Source organism: Streptomyces sp. NPDC002499 (assembly GCF_053595415.1).
Genome location: NZ_JBSFXO010000012.1, coordinates 151,258 through 171,354, shown reverse-complemented (window position 1 = coordinate 171,354; position 20,097 = coordinate 151,258). Strand labels below are relative to the sequence as shown.

Here is a 20,097-nt window from a genome sequence, read left to right as displayed (position 1 = left end):
CTCCCGTAGGAAATACGGGTGTTACGGCTTCGGCGTGGCGTGCGGGGTGCAGGTCACGTCCTTGGCGTCCAGCTTGCCGGTCAGCAGGTAGCTGTCGACTCGCTGGTTGATGCACGGGTTGACCAGTCCGGTCACGCCGTGGGAGCCCGCGTCCTTCTCGGTGATCAGGCGGGAGCCCTTGAAGCGCTTGTGCAGTTCGACGGCGCCGTCGTACGGAGTGGCGGCGTCACGCGTGGACTGCACGATCAGGACCTGCGGGAGACCCTTGTGCGTCTTGACGTTCACCGGGGTCTGCTGCTTGACCGGCCAGGTGGCGCACGGCAGGTTCAGCCAGGCGTTGGCCCAGGTCATGAACGGGTACTTCTTGTTGAGCGCCGTGTTGTCCTTGTCCCACTTCTTCCAGCTGGTGGGCCACTTGGCGTCGGTGCACTCGACGGCCGTGTAGACGGCGTTGCCGTTCTCCGCACTGGCGTTGCCCGCGGTGTCCGACAGGTCCGGCGCGGCGGCGTCGACCAGCGCCTGGGTGTCTCCGGCGAAGTACTTGCTGAAGACGGTGGCGACCGGGATCCACGACGAGTCGTAGTACGGCGCGCTCTGGAAGAAGCCGATCAGCTCGGCCGGTCCGACGACCCCGCCGATGGGGTTCTTCTTGGCGGTGGCGCGCAGTTCGAGCCACTTCGCCTGGACCGCGGCACGCGTGGTGCCGAGGTGGAAGACGGCGTCGTTGGCGGCGACCCAGTCCTCCCAGTCCTTCCAGCGGCCCTCGAAGGCGACGTCCTGGTCGAGGTTGGCCTCGTACCAGATCTTCTCCTTCGACGGGTTGACCACGCTGTCCACGATCATGCGGCGCACGTGACCCGGGAACATGGTGCCGTAGACGGCGCCGATGTACGTGCCGTAGGAGACGCCCAGGTAGTTGAGCTTCTTCTCGCCGAGCGCGGCCCGGATCACGTCCAGGTCGCGGACGGTGTTCGGCGTGGTCATCTGCGCCAGCATCGCCTTGCCGGTGCGCGCGGCGCAGCCCTCGGCGTACTCACGGGCCAGCTTGCGCTGCGCCTGCTTGTCGGCCTCGGAGTCCGGCACCGGGTCCGCCTTGGGTGCCTTCACGAACTCGGTCGGGTCGATGCAGGAGATCGGCGCGGAGTGGCCGACGCCGCGCGGGTCGAAGCCCACGAAGTCGTACGCCTTGGACGTGTTGACCCACAGCGGGTTCTTGGTGGTGACCCGGGTCGGGAAGCGCATGCCGGAGCCGCCGGGGCCGCCCGGGTTGTAGACGAGGGCGCCCTGGCGCTCCGCGGCCGTCCCGGTGCTGACCGCGCGGTCGACGGCGAGCTTGATCTGCTTGCCGTACGGCTTGGCGTAGTCGAGCGGCACGCTGACCCAGCCGCACTGGATGGGCTTGGCGAACCCCCAGTCCGCCGGGCAGTCCGCCCAGTCGATACCGGCCTTGCCGGCGCGCTCGGCCGCGATCGCGGCTCCGCGGGCCTCGCGGTCCTGGCCGTGCCGGGAGCCGGCGGTGGCGCTCGCCGAGGGTGCGGCGAACGCGCCGGCTATCAGTGTCGCGGTGACGAGCACTCCGGCCGAGCCGAGCGCCGTTGCTCGCTTGGTCGGTCTGATCTCCCTCAAAAGGGACCTCCCCCTACATGGTGACGATTCGGTAAGGGGATCCTTTCGGCTGTGTACCGTCTGAGAACAGGGTTTGTTGACCTTCTTTGCCAATCCGATAAACGGATTGACTCGTCCCGCTCAGCGGAGAAGGCGGCGGAGAAGGCACCTCACCTGCGCGGGCTCACCCAAGGCCCGCGAGCGCCTCGTCGAGCGCCCGCCGCAACCGCAGCGCGTCCGAGGCCACGGCGGTGACGAGCGCGGCGGGCCCGGCCAACGGCATGACGGCCACCCCGTCCCCCAGCACCCGCGCCTCCACCGGCCGCGCCACGAACTCCGGCCGTACGACGACCAGTTGCCCCACGGCCCGGCACCCGCCCAGCACGGCCGGACCGTCCCAGCCCCCCGGCGCCCCGGGCCCGCAGGCCAACTCCTGATCCAGCACCGTCCGCCCCGCGACCCGCACCGCAAGACGGCTGGTGAGCCGCCCGGGTTCCTCCCCGGTCCGCCCGAGCACCTGCTCCTCGCGCAGCACGAGGCGGGCGTCCGCGCCGACCTCGACGCGGGTGGTGACGTACAGATCACTGCCGTGCACGGAGATCAACTGCTCGGGCAGCCACAGCAGTTCGCCTCCGTCGTCGACGGTGAGCCGGACGTCGTAGCGGGCCTCGCCCTTCGCCTGCCCGGGCAGCGCGATGGTGGCGGCAGCGGAACCGACGCTCAACCGCGCCCCCGCTCCCACCTCCGCCTCGACGGCGAAGTGATCACCGCCGAGCGGTCCGCTCATCGCCCCGACGAGCATGACCCGCGCCTCGGCGCCACTCCCCCGCGTCCGCCGCAGCGCGAGCGGCCCGTCCCCCTCCAGCACGGGCAGCGCGGTACCGCCCCGCCCGTCGTCCCGGGCCGCGATCCGCGCGGTGGCCCGCACCCCGGTCACGGTCATGCCGTCCACGCGGCGAGCCGCTCCCGCGCCCACGCGGCGACGTCGGCGACCCCGGCCTCGGTCCGCAAGGACTGGAAGACGACGGGCAGTTCGGCCCGCTGCGCCTTGGCGTCGGCGGCCATACGGCCCAGATCGGAGCCCACGTACGGCGCGAGGTCGGTCTTGTTGACGACCAGCAGGTCCGCCGTCGTGACGCCGGGTCCGCCCTTGCGCGGGATGTCGTCACCGCCGGCGACGTCGATCACGAAGATCTGCGCGTCGACGAGCCCCTTGGAGAAGGTCGCGGTGAGATTGTCGCCACCGGACTCGACGAGGATGAGATCGAGCGGCCCGACCTCGTCCTCCAGGTCCTCCACCGCTTCGAGATTGGCGGAGATGTCGTCCCGGATCGCGGTGTGCGGACAGGCCCCCGTCTCCACGGCGGTGATCCGCTCGGGCGGCAACACGGCCTCACGGAGCAGGAATTCGGCGTCCTCGCGGGTGTAGATGTCGTTGGTGACGACGGCGAGGGACAGTTCGTCGCGCAGGGCCCGGCAGAGGGCGGCGACGGTGGCGGTCTTGCCGGATCCAACGGGCCCGCCAAGTCCGATACGCAGGGCGCGCCGGGTTCCGTCGGGACGACGGGAGTCGGCACTGACGGCGGCGGGGCCGTGGTGGTCGTGGTCAAGGTGCATAAGGCGGCTCCTTTTTAGGCCGGGCCGGCATCAACCAGCCCGTCCGGCGTTTGAGGACGAGGCCGTCCAGGCCGAAGCGGGGTCTGGGGGCGCAGCCCCCAGCGGGGTCGAAGGGGCAGAGCCCCTGGGGATGGGACGGGCAGGGGCGGCGGGGGCGAATCCCCCTACGAGGCGAACAACCGCACAGCCCAAGCGGCATGCGCCTCCGCCCCGATCTCCAGCAACGGCGCCGACGCCGCGGGCAACGCGTCGACGCCCTCGCCGACCACCCGCCGAGCCGCTTCCACCGCCCGATCGGCGACCCGGTCCAGCTCCGGCGCCAGCCGCGCCAGCACACCCGTGGCGTCGAACGGATCCAGGCTCAGCAACCGCACGGTCGCCGAGGCCGCCCCGCTCACACTCTCGTAAGCCGCGCAGTACGCCGCGTCCTCGGGCCCGAGCCCGGCCGCCCGTGCCGTCAGCCCCAACACCACCGGCTGATGGGCCCCCTTGGGGAACTCCCGCGCCAGGACGTCGAGTTCGACCGACGGCCAGGTCGTCCGCGCCGCCCGCGTCAACTGCCGTCCCAGCCGTCGCGAGGCACCCCGCAGGGCCGGCGACGGCGTACGGGCGTCGACCGCCGCGTCCAACTCCCCGGCAGCGACACCGAGTACCGCGGCGGCGGCCACCGCCCCGGACACCAGCCCCGCCGTGTGCAACCGGCCCCGGCAGAAGTCGGCCAGACTCGCCGCCCCGGTGATCCGCCCGGCCTTCACCGCCGCCTCGGCCCCGCCGGAGTGCGCGTGCCCCCCGGCGGGAAAGCGGCCGTCGGCCAGCACGAGAAGTGTCGCCCTGCTCATCGAAGCCCCCTCATCAGAAGAGGAAGTACCGCTGGGCCATGGGCAGTTCGGCGGCGGGCGTCGCCTCGACGAGCTCCCCGTCGATGTGCACGGCGAAGCTGTCGGGGTCGACCCGCACCTGCGGCCGGGCGTCGTTCTCGCGCATGTCGGCCTTGGTGACACCGCGCGTCGACTCGATCGCCACGAAGCGCTTGCCGAGGTCGAGCCGTTCGGGCAATCCGTCCTCGATCGCGAGCGGCGCGACGAAGTTGAACGAGTTCGCGGCGGGCGCGCGCCCGATCGCCCCGAACATGGGCCGCGGCAGGATCGGCTGCGGGGTCGGGATGGACGCGTTGGCGTCGCCCATCTGCGCGTAGGCGATCTGGCCGCCCTTGATGACGAGGTGCGGCTTGACGCCGAAGAACGCCGGTTCCCACAGCACCAGGTCGGCGAGCTTGCCGGTCTCGACGGACCCGATCTCGCGGGCGAGGCCCTGCGCGAGCGCGGGGTTGATCGTGTATTTGGCGACATAGCGACGTACTCGATGGTTGTCGGCCCGTCCGTCACCGGGCAGCGCGCCCCGGCGCCGCTTCATGACGTGCGCGGTCTGCCAGGTCCGCAGGATGACCTCGCCGACCCGCCCCATGGCCTGTGCGTCGGAGGAGATGATCGAGATCGCGCCGAGGTCGTGGAGGATGTCCTCCGCGCCGATGGTGGACGGACGGATGCGGGACTCGGCGAAGGCCAGGTCCTCGGGGACGGCCGGGTTGAGGTGGTGGCAGACCATCAGCATGTCGAGGTGTTCCTCGGCGGTGTTGACGGTGTAGGGCCGCGTCGGGTTGGTCGAGCTGGGCAGGACGTGCGGCTCCGAGACGACGGTCATGATGTCCGGCGCGTGCCCGCCGCCCGCACCCTCGGTGTGGTAGGCGTGGATGCCGCGTCCGGCGATCGCGGCGAGGGTGTCGCCGACGAACCCGGCCTCGTTCAACGTGTCGGTGTGGATGGCGACCTGGATGCCCGTGCGGTCGGCGACGGTCAGGGAGGCGTCGATGACGGCCGGGGTCGAGCCCCAGTCCTCGTGCAGCTTGAGGCCGAGCGCGCCACCCCGGATCTGGGACATCATCGCGTCGTGCGAGACGGTGTTGCCCTTGCCCAGGAAGCCGATGTTGAGCGGGTACTGCTCCATCGCGGCCATCATCCGGGCGAGGTGCCAGGGGCCCGGCGTCACGGTCGTCGCCTTGGAGCCCTCGGCGGGGCCGGTGCCGCCGCCGACCAGGGTGGTGACGCCGGCGGACAGCGCCTCGTCGGCGATCTGCGGGCAGATGAAGTGGACGTGCGCGTCGACCGCGCCGGCCGTCAGGATCCGCCCGTTGCCCGCGATGACCTCGGTCTCGGGGCCGATCACCAGGTCGGGGTGGACGCCGTCCATGGTGTCCGGGTTGCCGGCCTTGCCGATGCCGGTGATGCGTCCGTCGCGGATGCCGACGTCGGCCTTGACGACGCCCCAGTGGTCGACGATGACGGCGCCGGTGACGATCGTGTCCGGGGTGCCGTCTGCGCGCGTAGCACGCGACTGTCCCATGGACTCGCGGATCACCTTGCCGCCGCCGAACACCGCCTCGTCACCGGCGAGTCCGGGGCCGCCGCTGCGGTCCTCCTCGATCTCGATCAGCAGGTCGGTGTCGGCGAGCCGGATCCGGTCGCCGGTGGTCGGGCCGAACAGGTCCGCGTACACGGCGCGGGAGATCTCAGGCATCGAGGGCACCTCCGGTCTCCCCGCGCAGCCCGGGCACGACACGGGCGCCGGCGAGCGGGACGAGTTCGACGTCGACGGGGATCCCCGGTTCGAAGCGCACGGCCGTACCGGCGGCGATGTTCAGCCGCTTGCCGCGGGCGGCGGCGCGGTCGAATTCCAGGCCGGGGTTGGCCTCGGCGAAGTGGTAGTGGGAGCCGACCTGGACAGGCCGGTCGGCGGCGTTGAGGACGGTCAGCGAGGTGACCTCGCGGCCCGGGTTGTAGACGATCGGGTCGTCCGCGAACAAGATCTCTCCGGGAATCATGGCGGTCTCTCCCCTCGTCAGACGATCGGGTCGTGGACGGTGACGAGCTTGGTGCCGTCCGGGAAGGTCGCCTCCACCTGGACGTCGTGGATCATCTCGGGGATGCCCTCCATGACGTCGTCGCGGGTCAGCAACTTGCGCCCGGAGGCCATGAGTTCGGCGACCGTACGGCCGTCACGCGCGCCTTCGAGGATGTGCGACGTGATGAGGGCGACCGCCTCGGGGTGGTTCAGCTTCAGACCACGGGCCCGGCGCTTCTCGGCCACGTCGGCCGCCACGTGGATCAGCAGCCTCTCTTGCTCGTGCGGGGTCAGTTGCACGTCCCACCTCACAGTCCTCGCTCCGGACCGTGCGGGGTCCGGCTGCCTCGGCCACCCGGGCAAAGTCCCTGGTGGCGTGGATCGGCAGGCTAGTTGGACCGAGTTTCAAGCAAGTTAACCGAGCTGTGATCTCTCAGGCGGTGGTCCGCGTGTCGGACGTGCTCATCAACGCCCGTAGACCGTCCTGGAGCACCAGGACCGGGGCCGGTCCGAAGAGGCACTGCTGTGCGATGAACCCCTGGACCATGGCGATCACCGTCCGGGTGACGTGCTCGGCCGGGATGTCCGACCGCATCGATCCGGACTCCTGGTACGTCCGGATGACCACGTCCCAGCTCTCCCGCAGCCCCTGGTAGCCCTGTCGCGTGACGGCAGCCAACTCCTTGTCACGGGCCGCCTCGGCCCAGACCTGCATGATCAGCCGCGGGAAGCCGGGCTCACCGTCGATGATCAGCGACGCCCAGGCGCCCATCATCCGGCCCAGGACCAGGCCGACCAGTTCGTCCAGCGGCGGGGGCGGACTCTGCCGGGAGACCTCCGCGAAGGCCTCGCGGACCTCCGCCAGCACCTCGGCGGCGATCGCGGTGATGAGCTCCTCCTTGCCGCTGAAGTAGCGGTAGACCGCGCCGGCCGACAGGTCCACCTCTTTGAGCACGTCCTGCATGGACGTGGCATGGAACCCGTTGCGGGCGAAGCAGCGGGCGGCGCCGTCGAGGATCTGCCGGCGGCGGGCGTCGAGGTGTTCCTGGGATACGCGGGCCATGCGTCCAACGTAAAACGAACATTCCTTCTTGACAAGACGCGACAGTCGCAGGACGGTGGTGACCGAGCAAAAACGAACGATCCTTCTTTTTAACCGCACCGGATTCACCAGAGCCATCAGAGCCACCAGAGTCGACCGGAGAGGAACCATCCCCATGTCCACCGCCCCCGCCACCCCCACGAGGGGACACAACCGCCGCATGGTCGCGGTCGTCGTGCTCATCCCCGTGCTCGCCGCTCTGGCGCTGTGGGCCTTCGCCTGGCCCGCCGCCCGCACCGCGCCCCGCGACCTGCCGCTCGGCGTGGCGGGACCGACCGCCGCGACGGCCCAGCTGGAGAAGCAACTCGCCCAGCACAAGGGCGCGTTCGAGATCCACCACTACGCCGACGAGGCCGCCGCCCGGGACGCCGTCGAGGACCGGACCGTATACGGCGCGGTCGTCGTCACCCCTCAGGGTCCCGAACTGCTGACCGCGTCGGCGGCGAGCCCCGTCGTCGCCCAGCTGCTCACGCAGGCGGTGACCCAGCAGGCCGCCGCAACCGGCACCGAGGTGAGGACGGTCGACGTCGTCGCCGCCCCCGCCGGTGACCCCAGGGGCGCCGCCCTCGGCGCGAGCGTGCTGCCGCTGGCGCTGGCCGGCATCATCGCGGGCGCCACGGTGACCATGCTCGGACTGCGCGGGATGCGGGCCGCGCTCACGCTCGTCGGTGCCGCGGCCGTGGTCGGCGTCGTCGCCGCCGCGCTCGCGCACAGCTGGCTCGGTGTGCTCACCGGCGACTGGTGGACGGAGGCCGGCACGCTCGGCCTGTCGACGCTGGCGGTCGGCGCGGCCGTGGCAGGACTGGCCGCACTGGTCGGGCCCGCCGGCATCGGAGTCGTGGCGTTCTTGATGATGTTCCTCGGCAACCCGTTCTCCGGCGCGGCCTCGGCACCGCGGATGCTGCCGGAGCCGGTCGGCACGATCGGCCAGTGGCTGCCGCCGGGGGCGGGTACGACCCTGCTGCGCTCGGTGTCGTTCTTCGACGGCGCGGCGGCGACCGGTCCCGTGCTGACGCTGACCTGGTGGGCCGCGCTGGGCCTGGGCGCCGTCCTGCTGGGCAACACGCTCAAGGCGCGCACGAAGACCCAGGAGCCGGTGACGGAACGGGAGTTGACCGCCGTCGGCTGACGCCCGCCGGGCCACCACAGGACCGACCGCGCATCCCCGCTGTAGCGGAGGGGATGTGCGGTCTTTCTGTCTGCGGGTGCCCCACGCCAGGAGGCGCCGGTGCCTCGCGCTAGGAGGCGCCGGTCCCCCGGTGGTGCGCCGTGATGCCGAACCGCTGCTGTTCGCGGGGAGCGGACGGGACCTCGCGGACCGTGGAGACCGCGGTGATCACCTGCTCCTCCTCGACGGCCGCCGCGTCGAGCTCGGCGAGTCGTGCCAGGTCGGCGGCGGAGACGAGGGCGACCAGCGGCTTGCCGTGCCGTGTCACGACGACGCGCTCGCCGCCGTACACCACCCGGTTGATCAGATCGGCGAGTTCAGCCCTGGCTTGCGTCACCGGAATCTCGTAGGCCATACCCCATTCTAACGTCATGTACGTCCTGTACATTTTTTACAGACGCAGTCGGCCACAGCAGACGCAGAAGGAGGGGGCACCCATGATCCGACCCACCGCCCGCCATGTCCTGCCCGAGTTCACCGAGCGCACCAGTTCCGGGGTCCGGACGATGGATCCGTACTCGAAGCTGCTGGAGGAGCGGATCGTCTTTCTCGGGACGCCGGTCGACGACGTCTCGGCGAACGACGTGATGGCGCAGTTCATGCACCTCGAGTACCAGGACCCGGACCGGGACATCTCGCTGTACATCAACTCCCCCGGCGGCTCGTTCACCGCGATGTCGGCGATCTACGACACGATGCGGTTCGTCACCTGTGACGTGGAGACCATCTGCCTGGGTCAGGCCGGCTCCTCCGCCGCGGTGTTGCTGGCCGCGGGCACACCGGGCAAGCGGCTCGCGCTGCCGGGTGCGCGCGTGGTCCTCCATCAGCCCGCGTTCTCCGGGCCGATCGAGGGACAGGCCAGTGATCTGGCCATCCAGGCCGAGGAGTTGATGCGGACCCGCGACCTGCTGGAGGAGCTGCTGGTACGGCACACCGGCCGCTCGGCGGAGCAGGTGCACGAGGACATCGAGCGGGACAACATCCTGGACGCGCAGGGGGCGTTGGAGTACGGCCTGGTGGACCGGATCGTCTCCACCCGCAAGACCACGCTCACCCCGCCCGCGGGGAGGTGAGCCGCCGGTGCTCCCACCCGAGCTGCCGCCGCTGCCCGCGTTGACGCGCGCCGAGGGCGAGTTGATCGACCGTTATCTCGACGTGGTCGACCTGCTCGGCCGGATCAACCCGGCGCGGGACGGGGACACCTACCGCGGGCTGCGGGCAGCGCAGGCGTTGGTGTCCAAGGCGGCCGAACTACGGGACGCGCTGGCGCTGATGCACCAGCGGGGCGAGGCCGAGGTGCACGCTCCCACCTTGGCGCGGGCGCTGCGGGTGCTGGACGGCGAGCGCCGCACGGCGCGGCTCACTCTGCCGCCGAGCTCCGCCAGTTGAGGCAGGCGTGGCCGGTTCGGATGTCCGCCGTGCGGTCGGGACGTCCGGACCGGAGGTGAAACGGACCAAATGACGTACCCCCGTTCGGCGGAGTTGCGGCTACTTCTTGGCGACCGTCAAGGTTGCGCAACGCGCGTGATGCGAGGGCCGCATGAGGCGTTCCTGTGCTGGTCCGGGGGGCTGCGCACCCCTGGACACCGGCTCGAACACGGGGGTGTCCACCCGAACGGGTGAGTGGTGAGTAACCCCACAAATCCCCGATTCCGTTGGGCTTTTCGGACATTCATAGGTCAAGATCCCTGTCTGACGACAAGACCCCGCCGCAGCGGCGGGGCGATCCGGGCGGACGCCGAGTCCTACCGCCGCCCGGATGACAGGTCGACAGGATTGCATCGGTAGGAGTGGAGGACCCAAGCACGACGGGTCGCCGGGACGGTCACGCCATGACCGGGTCGAGCAGCCCTTGGGGTGAAGCCGCGTCAGCGGCCGGGCAACTTTGTCAGCCCGAATCCGACAGGTCATCCTTCACAGGCGGCTGACGAAGGGTTGCGCATGTCTGCGCTCAATCGTGTCCCGTCGCTGATGGCCCGGGCCGGTACGGCCTCCGCTCTCACCCTCGCCGCAGTGGGCGGCTCCGTCGTGATCCCCGGTGTCGCATCCGACGCCGCGGCCGCGACACCTGCGACCAAGGCACTTCACATCGCGGCTTCCAAGAAGGGCTCCCCGTACAAGTACGGCGCCACCGGACCACGCCGCTTCGACTGCTCAGGGCTCACGCTGTACTCGTTCAAGAAGGCGGGCAAGAAGCTTCCCCGCACGGCGGCCCAGCAGTACAACAAGACCCACCACATCTCGGCCAAGGGCCGCAAGGCCGGGGACCTCGTGTTCTTCCACTCGGGCTCCAGCGTCTACCACGTCGGCATCTACGCCGGGAAGGGAAAGATCTGGCACGCCCCGAAGACCGGGGACGTGGTACGGCTGCAGAAGATCTGGACGAAGAGCGTCTGGTACGGCCGGGTCAGCTGACTCTCCCGCGGGGGCGACGGCGCCCTGACACGCCGTCGCCCTCGCGGGGCACGACACAGGCTCTACGGCTCCTGCTGTCCCGCGGTCGTGACCGGCCGCGCCGGTACGGTCCACGGAAGTTCGATGGAGACCGTCTTGCCGCCCTCCGGAGTGGCCCGCACCCGCAGCCGGCCGCCGCACTCCGCGGCCAGCCACCGAATGATCACCATGCCCCGGCCGTTGTCCTGTTGGACAGCGGCCGGCAGGCGTTTGGGAAACCGGGGGTGGCTGTCGGTCACCCCGATGCGCAGGTGTTCGTCACGGTCCAGCACGATGTCCACCGTGAAGGTGGGTGACTGGCCGAAGGTGTGCTGTACGGCGTTGGTGGCCAGTTCGGAGACGATGAGCCGGACACTGTCGGCCACCTCGGTGTCGGACGGCAGACCCCACTCCGCCAACGTCGAGACCACATAACCGCGGGCCGTGGCGACCGAGGCGGGTTCGCTCGGCAGAGTGACGGATGCTTCCAGGTGGTCTGCCATGGCGACGTCGTCCCTTTCCCGCGGGACCGGGGTCCGACACAGAGCGGATGGTTCGAGTACGGTCCCGGACTGGTGCTTCGTCGCCAGACTGCCATTACCGCGCCGGTCACGGGTGGCGATCCACCAAGATATGCATATATCTGTCGCTCAAAGCGGTGAACTCTACGACGGGAGACCGTATTTGGGCGGCCCGGAAGGAGTAAGGAGTGACCCATGCAGCACGGACCCGCGGTGCGCCGCCGGAAGCTGGGCGCCGAACTGCGTTCGTTGCGCACCGGGTCGGGGCTCACCAGTGGTGAGGCGGCCCGGATGGTGGGCTGGCATCAGTCGAAGGTGAGCCGGATCGAGACCGGCGCCAGCGGTGTGAAACCGGCCGATGTGCGGTTACTGCTGGATGCCTACGGCGTCTCGGATCCGCAGTTGCGGGAGATGCTCCAGATGCTGGCGGGCTCCGACGAGGGCGGCGGCCGGCACCACTGGTGGCACGCCTACCGCGGGGTGCTGCCGACGACCTACCGCGACTTCATCAGCCTGGAGTCCCAGGCGAGCGCGATGCGGACGCTGGAGACCTCGGTGGTGCCCGGGCTGTTGCAGACGCCCGAGTACGCGCGGGCGGTGACCAGGGCTGCGGTCGGAGGTCTGGACGACGAACGGCTCGACGCGCTGGTCGAGGTGAGGCTCGCCCGACAGGACGTCCTGCGTTCGAATCCGCCGCTGAAACTCAGCGCGATCCTGGACGAGGCGGTGCTGCGCCGGGAGATCGGCGGCCCTGACGTCATGTCACGCCAGCTGGCCCGCCTCATCGAGGCGGCTCGCCTGCCCCAAGTGCGGCTTCAGGTACTGCCGTTCACCGCCGGGGCGCATGTCGGCGTCACCGGACCTTTCGTTGTCTTCTCATTTTCGAGCACTTCTGATCTGGACGTGGTTGTTCTCGACCACTTGACGAGTAGCCTCTACCTCGAACGGAAAGAAGACCTCCAGGCCTACATCGAGGCCTTCAACACCCTTCAGATCTATGCCCTTTCACCCGAGGACTCGTTGGATTACATCGCCGCGATAGGTGACGGCGCGTAAGGAGGCACCATGTCAGCACTGCCTCGGAACGTTCCTTCCAGTACCGATCTGCACGGTGTGCGGTGGCTGCGCAGCAGCTACAGCACGGGAGCCAACAACTGCGTCGAGACGGCGCTGTCGCGCTCCGGCCCCTGGGCGGGGCTGCTCGCCGTGCGCGACTCCAAGGACGCGTCAGGACCCGTCCTGCTCTTCTCCCCCGAGAGCTGGGCGGGCTTCACGGCCGCGTTCGACCTCTGATCGGTTCCGTGTCCCGGACCTGATCAGTTCCGTATCCGGCGGCGCACGGCCGTGTCACGCCGACTCATGGTCGCGTTTCGCCGATCACACCCACAGCGCGTTCGATCTGCGCCTCGGAGAGGTCCGCACGGGCTGTCAGCCTGAGCCGTGAGATGCCGTCGGGCACGGAGGGGGGCCGGAAACACCCCACGACGAGCCCCGCGGCACGGCAGTCGGCCGCCCACCGCAAGGCCCCCTCCGGGGACGGCGCGCGCACGGAGACCACCGCGGCGTCGGGGCGTACCGCCTCGTGCCCCGCGGCGGTCAGGCGTGCGTGCAGTTCGGCCGCGACCGTACGCGCGCGTGCCGCCCGCCCCGGTTCCCGGCGCAGCAGCCCCAGGGCCGCCAGGGCGGCGCCCGCCGCCGCGGGGGCCAGACCCGTGTCGAAGATGAACGTCCGGGCCGCGTTGATCAGATGGTCGATCACCCGCGCGGGACCGAGGACGGCTCCGCCCTGGCTGCCCAGCGACTTGGACAGCGTGACCGTCACGACCACGTCGTCGGCGCCCGCGAGCCCCGCCGCGTGCGGCGCGCCGCGTCCGCCGTCCCCGAGGACGCCCAGCCCGTGCGCGTCGTCGACCAGCAGTCCCGCGCCGTGCTCCCGGCACACCCCGGCGAGCGCCGCGAGCGGGGCCGCGTCGCCGTCGACCGAGAACACCGTGTCGGACACGACGACCGCCGAGCCCTCCGGCCCCTCATGGGTGCGCAGCGCCTTGCGCACGGCCTCCGGGTCGGTGTGCGGGACCACCTGCGTGGTGCCCCGGGCCAGTCGGCAGCCGTCGATGAGGGAGGCGTGGTTGCCCGCGTCGGAGACGATCAGCGAGCCGTGCGGGGCCAGGGTCGTGACCGCGGCGAGGTTGGCCGCGTACCCCGAGGAGAAGACCAGCGCCGCCTCGAAGCCGCAGAAGTCGGCCAGCTCGCGCTCCAGCTCCGTGTGCAGCTCCGTCGTCCCGGTGACGAGCCGCGAGCCGGTCGAGCCGCCGCCCCAGGTGTGCGCCGCCCGCGCCGCGCCCTCGGCGACCTCGGGGTGGTGCGCGAGACCCAGGTAGTCGTTGCTCGCGAGGTCGAGGAGCGGGGAGTCGGCCGGGCGCGGGCGCAGGGTCCGTACGAGCCCGGCCCGGCGGCGCAGCAGCGCCTGCTCGTCGATCCAGCCGAACGCCATGGCTCCTCCGGGCTTTTGTAGGCAGTGGACAGACACTAACCGCAGGTCCCGCAGCCCATGATGTGGCAATACACACACGACGAAGTCCCTTCGTTGTGCGAACTCTCCTTGGCCGGAAGCTGCTCCGTAGGACAGGATCGGCTCTCATGGACCTGCTGAACACGCTGGTGGACAAGGGGCTTCGGCGCGAGCTGCCGACCCGCGAGGAGGCTCTCGCCGTCCTCGCCACTTCCGACGACGACGTGCTCGATGTGGTGGCCGCGGCCGGCAAGGTGCGCAGGCACTGGTTCGGCCGCCGGGTGAAGCTCAACTACCTCGTCAACTTGAAGTCCGGACTGTGTCCCGAGGACTGCTCCTACTGCTCCCAGCGACTCGGTTCCAAGGCCGAGATCCTGAAGTACACCTGGATCAAGCCGGACGAGGCGTCGAAGGCGGCGGCGGCCGGTCTGGCGGGAGGCGCCAAGCGGGTCTGCCTGGTGGCGTCCGGACGCGGACCGACCGACCGTGACGTGGACCGGGTCTCGGACACGATCAAGGCGATCAAGGACCAGAACGAGGACGTCGAGGTGTGCGCCTGCCTCGGCCTGCTCTCCGACGGCCAGGCCGAGCGGCTGCGCGCGGCGGGCGCGGACGCGTACAACCACAACCTCAACACGTCCGAGGCGACGTACGGGGACATCACGACCACGCACACCTACGCCGACCGCGTGGACACCGTGCAGAAGGCGCACGCGGCCGGTCTGTCCGCCTGCTCCGGTCTGATCGCGGGCATGGGCGAGACCGACGAGGACCTGGTCGACGTGGTGTTCTCGCTGCGCGCCCTCGACCCGGACTCGGTTCCGGTCAATTTCCTGATCCCGATGGAGGGCACCCCGCTCTCCAAGGAGTGGAACCTCACCCCGCAGCGCTGCCTGCGCATCCTGGCGATGGTCCGTTTCGTGTGCCCGGACGCCGAGGTGCGCATCGCGGGCGGCCGTGAGGTCCACCTGCGCACGATGCAGCCGTTGGCCCTGAACCTGGCCAACTCGATCTTCCTGGGCGACTACCTCACCAGCGAGGGCCAGGCCGGCCACGCCGACCTGGAGATGATCGCGGACGCCGGCTTCGAGGTGGAGGGCACCGACCAGGTGACCCTGCCGGAGCACCGGGCGACGGCGGGCGCGGGCTGCGGTTCGCACGCGGGCGGCGGCTGCGGGTCCCACGAGGGCGGCGGGAGCGCCGGGTGCGGGTCGCACGCGGGTGGCGACGTCTGCGGCACGGCGACTGCGGAGCCCGTGCCTGCTGCCGCGTCCGCGGCCGCGCTGAACGAACCCCGTACCGACCTGGTCTCGGTCCGTCGCCGAGGTGCCGGAACGGATCTCGCGCCCAATGCCTGACCTGCCCGCCCCGCCCGGCCTGTCCGTCACCGAGCTGCTGGAACTGGACCGACGGCACGTCTGGCATCCCTACGGACCCATGCCGGGCCGGCAGGAACCGCTCGTCGTGGAGTCGGCGAGCGGGGTCCGGCTGAGGCTGCGCGGGGCGGACGGGAGCACGGACGAGGTCGTGGACGGCATGTCGTCCTGGTGGTCGGCGATCCACGGCTACAACCACCCGGTGCTCAACGAGGCCGCGCAGGAGCAGCTCGGCCGGATGAGCCACGTGATGTTCGGCGGCCTGACGCACGAGCCCGCGGTCCGGCTCGTGAAGCACCTTGTCGACATGTCGCCCGAGGGTCTGGAGCACGTCTTCCTGGCCGACTCGGGCTCGGTGTCGGTCGAGGTGGCCGTCAAGATGTGTCTCCAGTACTGGCGTTCGCTGGGCCGCCCCGCGAAACAGCGCCTGCTGACCTGGCGCGGCGGCTACCACGGCGACACCTGGCAGCCGATGTCGGTGTGCGACCCCGAGGGCGGGATGCACGAACTCTGGTCCGGGGTCCTGCCCCGCCAGGTGTTCGTGGACGCGCCTCCGGCCGAGTACGAGGAGTCGTACGCCGACCAGTTGCGGTCGGCGATCGAGCGCCACGCCGACGAACTGGCCGCGGTGATCGTCGAACCGGTGGTGCAGGGCGCGGGCGGGATGCGGTTCCACTCCCCCGCGTATCTGCGGGTGCTGCGGGAGGCGTGCGACGCGCACGACGTGCTGCTGGTGTTCGACGAGATCGCGACCGGCTTCGGGCGCACTGGTGCGCTCTTCGCGGCGGACCACGCGGCCGTGACACCGGACGTGATGTGCGTCGGCAAGGCCCTGACCGGCGGCTACCTGACGATGGCGGCGACCCTGTGCACCGCGCGCGTGGCCGACGGCATCTCGCGCGGCGAGGTCCCGGTGCTGGCCCACGGCCCGACCTTCATGGGCAACCCGCTCGCAGCGTCCGTCGCCTGCGCCTCGATCGAGCTGCTGCTCGGCCAGAACTGGCAGGCGGAGATCAAACGGATCGAGACGGGCCTGCGGAACGGACTGGCACCGGCACGTGAGCTGCCGGGCGTGCGGGACGTCCGGGTCCTCGGTGCCATCGGGGTCGTGCAGCTCGATCACGACGTCGACATGAAGGCGGCCACGGAGGCGGCGGTGCGCGAGGGCGTGTGGCTGCGGCCGTTCCGGGACCTGATCTACACGATGCCGCCGTACGTCACCGGGGACGCGGATCTGGCGCGGATCGCGGACGCGGTGTGCGCGGCCGCGCGGGAGGGATGACATGTCGTCGGTACTGGTGATCACGGGGACCGGCACGGAGGTCGGCAAGACGGTCACGACCGCCGCGGTCGCCGCCGCGGCGCTCGCCGCCGGTCGCTCGGTGGCCGTGCTGAAGGCGGCACAGACGGGTGTACGTCCGGACGAGCCCGGGGACGCGGCGGAGGTCGCGCGGCTCGCGGGCGCCGTCACCACCGCCGAACTCGCCCGCTATCCCGACCCGTTGGCACCGGCGACGGCCGCACGGCGGGCCGGGATGGCGCCGGTGCGTCCGCAGGACGTCGCCGAGGCCGCCGCCAAGCTCGCCACCGACCACGATCTCGTGCTGGTGGAGGGGGCGGGCGGACTGCTCGTCCACTTCGACGCGGAGGGCGGCACTCTGGCGGACGCGGCGACACTGCTCGGGGCGCCGGTCCTGGTCGTGGCGTCGGCGGGCCTGGGCACGCTGAACACGACGGAGCTGACGGCCCGTGAACTCCGTTCGCGTGAGCTGGAGTTGGCGGGAGTGGTGATCGGGAGCTGGCCGAACTCACCTGATCTGGCGTCCCGTTGCAACGTGGCGGACCTGCCGGAGGTGTCCGGGGCGCCGCTACTGGGCGCGGTGCCCGCCGGGGTGGCAGCACTGCCTCCGGCCGACTTCCGTACCTACGCGCCGAGTTGGCTGGCGCCGCGGTTGTCGGGGACGTGGGACGCGGAGGCGTTCGGGGTGCGGGAGGCTCCGTAGGGGTGCGCTTCGAGAAGCTTCCTGGTGTCCTCACCTGACTCTTGCCCGCCGAAGCCCTCGCGCGGCCCCTATGCGGTGCCTCTGCTGTCACCACCCCCACCCAGCAACCGCACCAGGTCGATCCGCGACCGGATCCCCAACCGCGAGAAGACACCCCGCAGATGGTGGTCGATCGTGCGCGGGCTGAGGGCGAGGCGGGCGGCGATCTCGCGGTTGGTGGCGCCGTCGGCGGCCATGCGGGCGATGAGGAGCTGCTGGGCCGTGAGGCGGGCCGTGGGGTCGATGGCGGCCGTGTGTGCGGGGGTTGCGGGGGCGCCGAGGGCGCGGAGTTCGGCGCGGGCCTGGGCCGCGCAGTGCGGGGCGCCGAAGGAGTCGAAGGCCTCCAGGGCGCTGTGCAGGCGGTCGCGGGCCTCGGTACGGCGGCGCAGTCGACGTAACGCGCCGCCGAACAGCAGCTCCGTGCGGGCGCGTTCGAAGTCGCGGGTGCCGTGGGCGTGGAGGTCGAGGGCGGCGCGGTAGTGCTCGACGGCCTCGGCGCCGGGGGCGAGCAGAGCGCGGCAACGGGCGCTCAGGGCAAGGTCGTCAGGGCTGCGGACGGCACTGGCCCAGCGGTCGTAGTCGGCGTGGGCGGCCCGCGCCACACGCGTGTCGCCGGTGCGGGCGGCGGCCTCGACGTAGTGCGGGGTGGCCAGGTGCCGGATGGCGCGGTGCCCGTGTCCAGGACCGAACCCGGCGAGCGCGCGCAGCCGGGCCGCGGCGCCGGCGAATCGGCCGGCCGCGAGATCGAGGTAGGCGAGCGCCCACTGGGCCAGCGCGGCGGCCAGACCGAGCCCGTGGGTGAGGGCGTACGAGCGTGCGGCGGTGGCCCGTTCGCGGCAGGTGTCCTCGTCGCCGGTGAGGGCGGCGAACATGGCGAGGGCTGCCTGCAGATGACAGGCGCCGTTGTCCTGTCCCGTGGCGTGGGCCTGCCGCAGGGCGTCAAGGGCGGTGGCCGCGCCGGCGTGCGGGCGTCCGGTCCAGAAGTCGGCGTAGGCGCGGAACTCCAGCGCCTGGGCGACGGTGGCGGTCGCGCCCCGGGCCCGCGCCGAGGAGACGGCCCGTACGGTCGCGGTGGCGGCGAGGGTGTGGTCCCCGAGCATCAGCGCGGCGATCCCGGCGTGCACGAGGAGCGTAGGGTCGGCGCCGGGGCCGTGCGCGGGGAGCGTGGGGTCGACGCCAGGGCCGCCGTGCACGAACAGCGCGGGATCTTCGCCCGGTTCACTGTGGCCCGCCGCCACCCGCAACAACTCCCGCGCGTCCTCGTACCGCCCGTCCACGGCGGCCGCGAGCCCACCCAGCGCCCCCGGCGGCCCGACACCCAGCCGCCCCGCGACCCGGAGCGCCTCCCGACTGCGCCGCAGATCACCGGTATAGACGGCGGCTTCGGTGGCCCGGGCGAGGAGGTGGACGGCGGAGTCGGGGTGGTGGGGTGTCGCGGCTCTCCGCTCGGCACCGCTGGGTCTGCCCGGCGCCGCAGGGGCTGTGCGGCGGCCCGGCGAGACTCCGGCGGCCGGACGCGGTACACGTGAGGAGTCGGCAGCATCCGCCGCCCGACCGAAAGACTCCACCACGGAGTCGAGGCCGCCCGGCACACCTGCTCCCCGATCGGCATCGCCGAGCCCGCCCGGCGCCGCAGGGGCTGTGCGGCGCCCCGGCGAGACTCCGGCGGCCGGACTCGGTGCACATGAGGAGTCGGCAGCATCCGCCGCCCGGCCCAAAGGCTCCACCACGGAGTCGAGGCCGCCCGGCCCACCTGCTCCCCGATCGGCATCGCCGAGTCCGCCCGGCGCCACAGGGGCTGTGCGCCGGCCCGGCGAGACTCCGGCGGCCGGACTCGGTGCACGGGCCCCCGGTTGCCGTTCAGCGGGAGGAGGAGCTGACGCCCTGGCGAAATCTCCCTCCGTCGAAGGCGACGGTCTCTCGCCGATGCCGCCCCGGCCGGAACCCGGCGCGGTGGTGACTCCTTCGACTGACGCCGCCTCTCCCCCGCCGCCCCGCTGGACCGCAGCCGCCACCAGCGCGTCGAACGCCTCCGTCGCGTTGCCCGCGCGTAGCGCGAACAGGCCGGCCAGGGCGTCGTCCTGTGCTGCCGAGGCCGCGAGGCGGCGCGCCCGGTCGCCGTCGCCCGCGTGCCAGGCGTCCGTGGCGGCGCGGGCGAGGAGGCGGGCGGTCTCGGTCCGGTCGGGGCTGAGGGCGGCGGCGCGTTCGACCAGGGCGCGGGCCAGGGTGAGTTGGCCGGCCGTGCGGGCCTGGTCCGCGGCGGCGCGAAGCTCGGAGGTGAGGCGGCCGCTCGGTCCCAGAGCGCCCGCGCCGCGGTGCCAGGAGCGGCGGGGTGTCTCGCCGTCGGCGCGCAGGACGCGGGCCAGGAGGCGGTGTGCGTCACGCCGGTCCGCCGGGGACCCGGTCTCGTAGGCGGCGATCCTCGTCCAGGCGTCGCGGAAGACGACACCGCCCGCTCCGGCGTGTGCGAGGCCCGCGGTCTCGGCCCGTTCCAGGGGGCGCGTGTCCAGGCGGGCTGCGGCGGTCGCGCGGAGGAAGGCGTGGGTGGCCAGGGGGTATTGATCGGCCGCTGCCAGCAGCAGGAGGAGGCGGGTGTCGTCCGGGAGGGCGCGGATCTCGGCGCGGTGGGCGTGCAGCAGGGCCGGGGCCAGTTCCGCGGGGTCCGTGGGGAGCGGGTCGTGGCCCGACGTCTGCCGCTCGGTGAGCCGCGGTACGGCTTCCGCCGCGGCGCGCGGATCGCCGTATACGGCATGCAGCATCCGTACCCGGACGCCTTCGGGAAGCATCGGAGCCAGTTGCCGCCACGCGTCCGTGGGGGGAGAC

21 protein-coding genes and 1 riboswitch are annotated in these 20,097 nt (G+C 71.7%); of the genes, 9 read left to right on the top strand and 12 right to left on the bottom strand.

Going from position 1 to position 20,097, the window contains the following annotated elements:
* Window positions 1–21: 21 nt before the first annotated feature.
* From ACWD5F_RS32330 to ACWD5F_RS32295, 8 genes are all read right to left on the bottom strand, one after another.
* Window positions 22–1,626: an alpha/beta hydrolase gene (locus tag ACWD5F_RS32330; RefSeq protein ID WP_451259801.1), complete on the bottom strand. Its 1,605-nt coding sequence runs from the start codon at window positions 1,624–1,626 to the stop codon at window positions 22–24.
* Between the two features lie 163 nt (window positions 1,627–1,789).
* Complete coding sequence (locus tag ACWD5F_RS32325; protein ID WP_451260119.1) at window positions 1,790–2,548, bottom strand: urease accessory protein UreD; 759 nt, start codon at window positions 2,546–2,548, stop codon at window positions 1,790–1,792.
* Window positions 2,545–3,222, bottom strand: coding sequence for an urease accessory protein UreG (gene ureG / locus ACWD5F_RS32320; protein WP_451259799.1), 678 nt, complete (start codon window positions 3,220–3,222; stop codon window positions 2,545–2,547). The genes ACWD5F_RS32325 and ureG overlap by 4 nt, the downstream gene beginning before the upstream one ends.
* A 164-nt stretch (window positions 3,223–3,386) precedes the next feature.
* Complete coding sequence (locus tag ACWD5F_RS32315) at window positions 3,387–4,061, bottom strand: urease accessory protein UreF (RefSeq protein ID WP_451259797.1); 675 nt, start codon at window positions 4,059–4,061, stop codon at window positions 3,387–3,389.
* Between the two features lie 13 nt (window positions 4,062–4,074).
* Entirely contained in the window at window positions 4,075–5,796 is a 1,722-nt protein-coding gene (locus ACWD5F_RS32310; RefSeq protein WP_401725936.1) for an urease subunit alpha, read from the bottom strand.
* Window positions 5,789–6,100, bottom strand: a complete 312-nt coding sequence (locus tag ACWD5F_RS32305; RefSeq protein WP_401725934.1) for an urease subunit beta — start codon at window positions 6,098–6,100, stop codon at window positions 5,789–5,791. Before ACWD5F_RS32305 ends, ACWD5F_RS32310 begins: the two co-directional genes overlap by 8 nt.
* A gap of 17 nt (window positions 6,101–6,117) precedes the next feature.
* Complete coding sequence (locus tag ACWD5F_RS32300; protein WP_010355509.1) at window positions 6,118–6,420, bottom strand: urease subunit gamma; 303 nt, start codon at window positions 6,418–6,420, stop codon at window positions 6,118–6,120.
* A gap of 133 nt (window positions 6,421–6,553) precedes the next feature.
* Window positions 6,554–7,183: a TetR/AcrR family transcriptional regulator gene (locus tag ACWD5F_RS32295; protein WP_451259794.1), complete on the bottom strand. Its 630-nt coding sequence runs from the start codon at window positions 7,181–7,183 to the stop codon at window positions 6,554–6,556.
* 154 nt (window positions 7,184–7,337) lie between these two features.
* Here ACWD5F_RS32295 and ACWD5F_RS32290 point away from each other — a divergent pair, with 154 nt between their 5' ends.
* Entirely contained in the window at window positions 7,338–8,351 is a 1,014-nt protein-coding gene (locus ACWD5F_RS32290; protein ID WP_451259792.1) for an ABC transporter permease, read from the top strand.
* Window positions 8,352–8,460: 109 nt separating this feature from the next.
* Here the strand turns inward: ACWD5F_RS32290 and ACWD5F_RS32285 are convergent, their stop codons facing one another.
* Window positions 8,461–8,745, bottom strand: a complete 285-nt coding sequence (locus ACWD5F_RS32285) for a type II toxin-antitoxin system Phd/YefM family antitoxin (protein WP_401726186.1) — start codon at window positions 8,743–8,745, stop codon at window positions 8,461–8,463.
* A gap of 82 nt (window positions 8,746–8,827) precedes the next feature.
* Here ACWD5F_RS32285 and ACWD5F_RS32280 point away from each other — a divergent pair, with 82 nt between their 5' ends.
* The 3 genes from ACWD5F_RS32280 (at window position 8,828) to ACWD5F_RS32270 (ending at window position 10,805) form a co-directional block, all read left to right on the top strand.
* Window positions 8,828–9,463 carry an ATP-dependent Clp protease proteolytic subunit gene (locus ACWD5F_RS32280; protein ID WP_451259790.1) on the top strand — a complete coding sequence of 212 codons (636 nt, stop codon included), beginning with the start codon at window positions 8,828–8,830 and terminating at the stop codon, window positions 9,461–9,463.
* A 7-nt stretch (window positions 9,464–9,470) separates the two neighbouring features.
* Window positions 9,471–9,779, top strand: coding sequence for a hypothetical protein (locus tag ACWD5F_RS32275; protein WP_451259788.1), 309 nt, complete (start codon window positions 9,471–9,473; stop codon window positions 9,777–9,779).
* 369 nt (window positions 9,780–10,148) lie between these two features.
* Window positions 10,149–10,328, top strand: a riboswitch (cyclic di-AMP (ydaO/yuaA leader).
* 3 nt (window positions 10,329–10,331) lie between these two features.
* Entirely contained in the window at window positions 10,332–10,805 is a 474-nt protein-coding gene (locus ACWD5F_RS32270; RefSeq protein ID WP_451259786.1) for a C40 family peptidase, read from the top strand.
* Between the two features lie 62 nt (window positions 10,806–10,867).
* On the opposite strand, the gene ACWD5F_RS32265 is transcribed toward ACWD5F_RS32270, so the two are convergent.
* Window positions 10,868–11,326 (bottom strand): ATP-binding protein, encoded by a 459-nt coding sequence (locus ACWD5F_RS32265; RefSeq protein ID WP_451259784.1) that lies wholly within the window; start codon window positions 11,324–11,326, stop codon window positions 10,868–10,870.
* A 213-nt stretch (window positions 11,327–11,539) separates the two neighbouring features.
* On the opposite strand from ACWD5F_RS32265, the gene ACWD5F_RS32260 reads away from it, so the two are divergent.
* Window positions 11,540–12,400, top strand: coding sequence for a helix-turn-helix domain-containing protein (locus tag ACWD5F_RS32260; protein ID WP_401725920.1), 861 nt, complete (start codon window positions 11,540–11,542; stop codon window positions 12,398–12,400).
* 9 nt (window positions 12,401–12,409) lie between these two features.
* A complete protein-coding gene (locus ACWD5F_RS32255; RefSeq protein WP_451259781.1) occupies window positions 12,410–12,637 on the top strand; it encodes a DUF397 domain-containing protein in 228 nt (75 codons plus the stop codon).
* A gap of 64 nt (window positions 12,638–12,701) precedes the next feature.
* Here the strand turns inward: ACWD5F_RS32255 and ACWD5F_RS32250 are convergent, their stop codons facing one another.
* Window positions 12,702–13,838 carry an 8-amino-7-oxononanoate synthase gene (locus tag ACWD5F_RS32250; protein WP_451259779.1) on the bottom strand — a complete coding sequence of 379 codons (1,137 nt, stop codon included), beginning with the start codon at window positions 13,836–13,838 and terminating at the stop codon, window positions 12,702–12,704.
* A gap of 146 nt (window positions 13,839–13,984) precedes the next feature.
* Between ACWD5F_RS32250 and bioB the strand changes: the two genes are divergently transcribed.
* From bioB to bioD, 3 genes are read left to right on the top strand one after another with little or no spacing between them, the layout of a single operon-like run.
* Window positions 13,985–15,214: a biotin synthase BioB gene (bioB, locus tag ACWD5F_RS32245; RefSeq protein WP_451259777.1), complete on the top strand. Its 1,230-nt coding sequence runs from the start codon at window positions 13,985–13,987 to the stop codon at window positions 15,212–15,214.
* Window positions 15,207–16,514 (top strand): adenosylmethionine--8-amino-7-oxononanoate transaminase, encoded by a 1,308-nt coding sequence (locus tag ACWD5F_RS32240; RefSeq protein ID WP_451259775.1) that lies wholly within the window; start codon window positions 15,207–15,209, stop codon window positions 16,512–16,514. Before bioB ends, ACWD5F_RS32240 begins: the two co-directional genes overlap by 8 nt.
* A 1-nt stretch (window position 16,515) precedes the next feature.
* The gene (gene bioD, locus ACWD5F_RS32235; RefSeq protein ID WP_451259773.1) at window positions 16,516–17,235 is read left to right on the top strand and encodes a dethiobiotin synthase; all 720 of its coding nucleotides are present in this window, start codon (window positions 16,516–16,518) and stop codon (window positions 17,233–17,235) included.
* Window positions 17,236–17,303: 68 nt separating this feature from the next.
* Here the strand turns inward: bioD and ACWD5F_RS32230 are convergent, their stop codons facing one another.
* Window positions 17,304–20,033 carry a LuxR C-terminal-related transcriptional regulator gene (locus tag ACWD5F_RS32230; RefSeq protein ID WP_451259771.1) on the bottom strand — a complete coding sequence of 910 codons (2,730 nt, stop codon included), beginning with the start codon at window positions 20,031–20,033 and terminating at the stop codon, window positions 17,304–17,306.
* Between the last annotated feature and the right edge of the window lie 64 nt (window positions 20,034–20,097).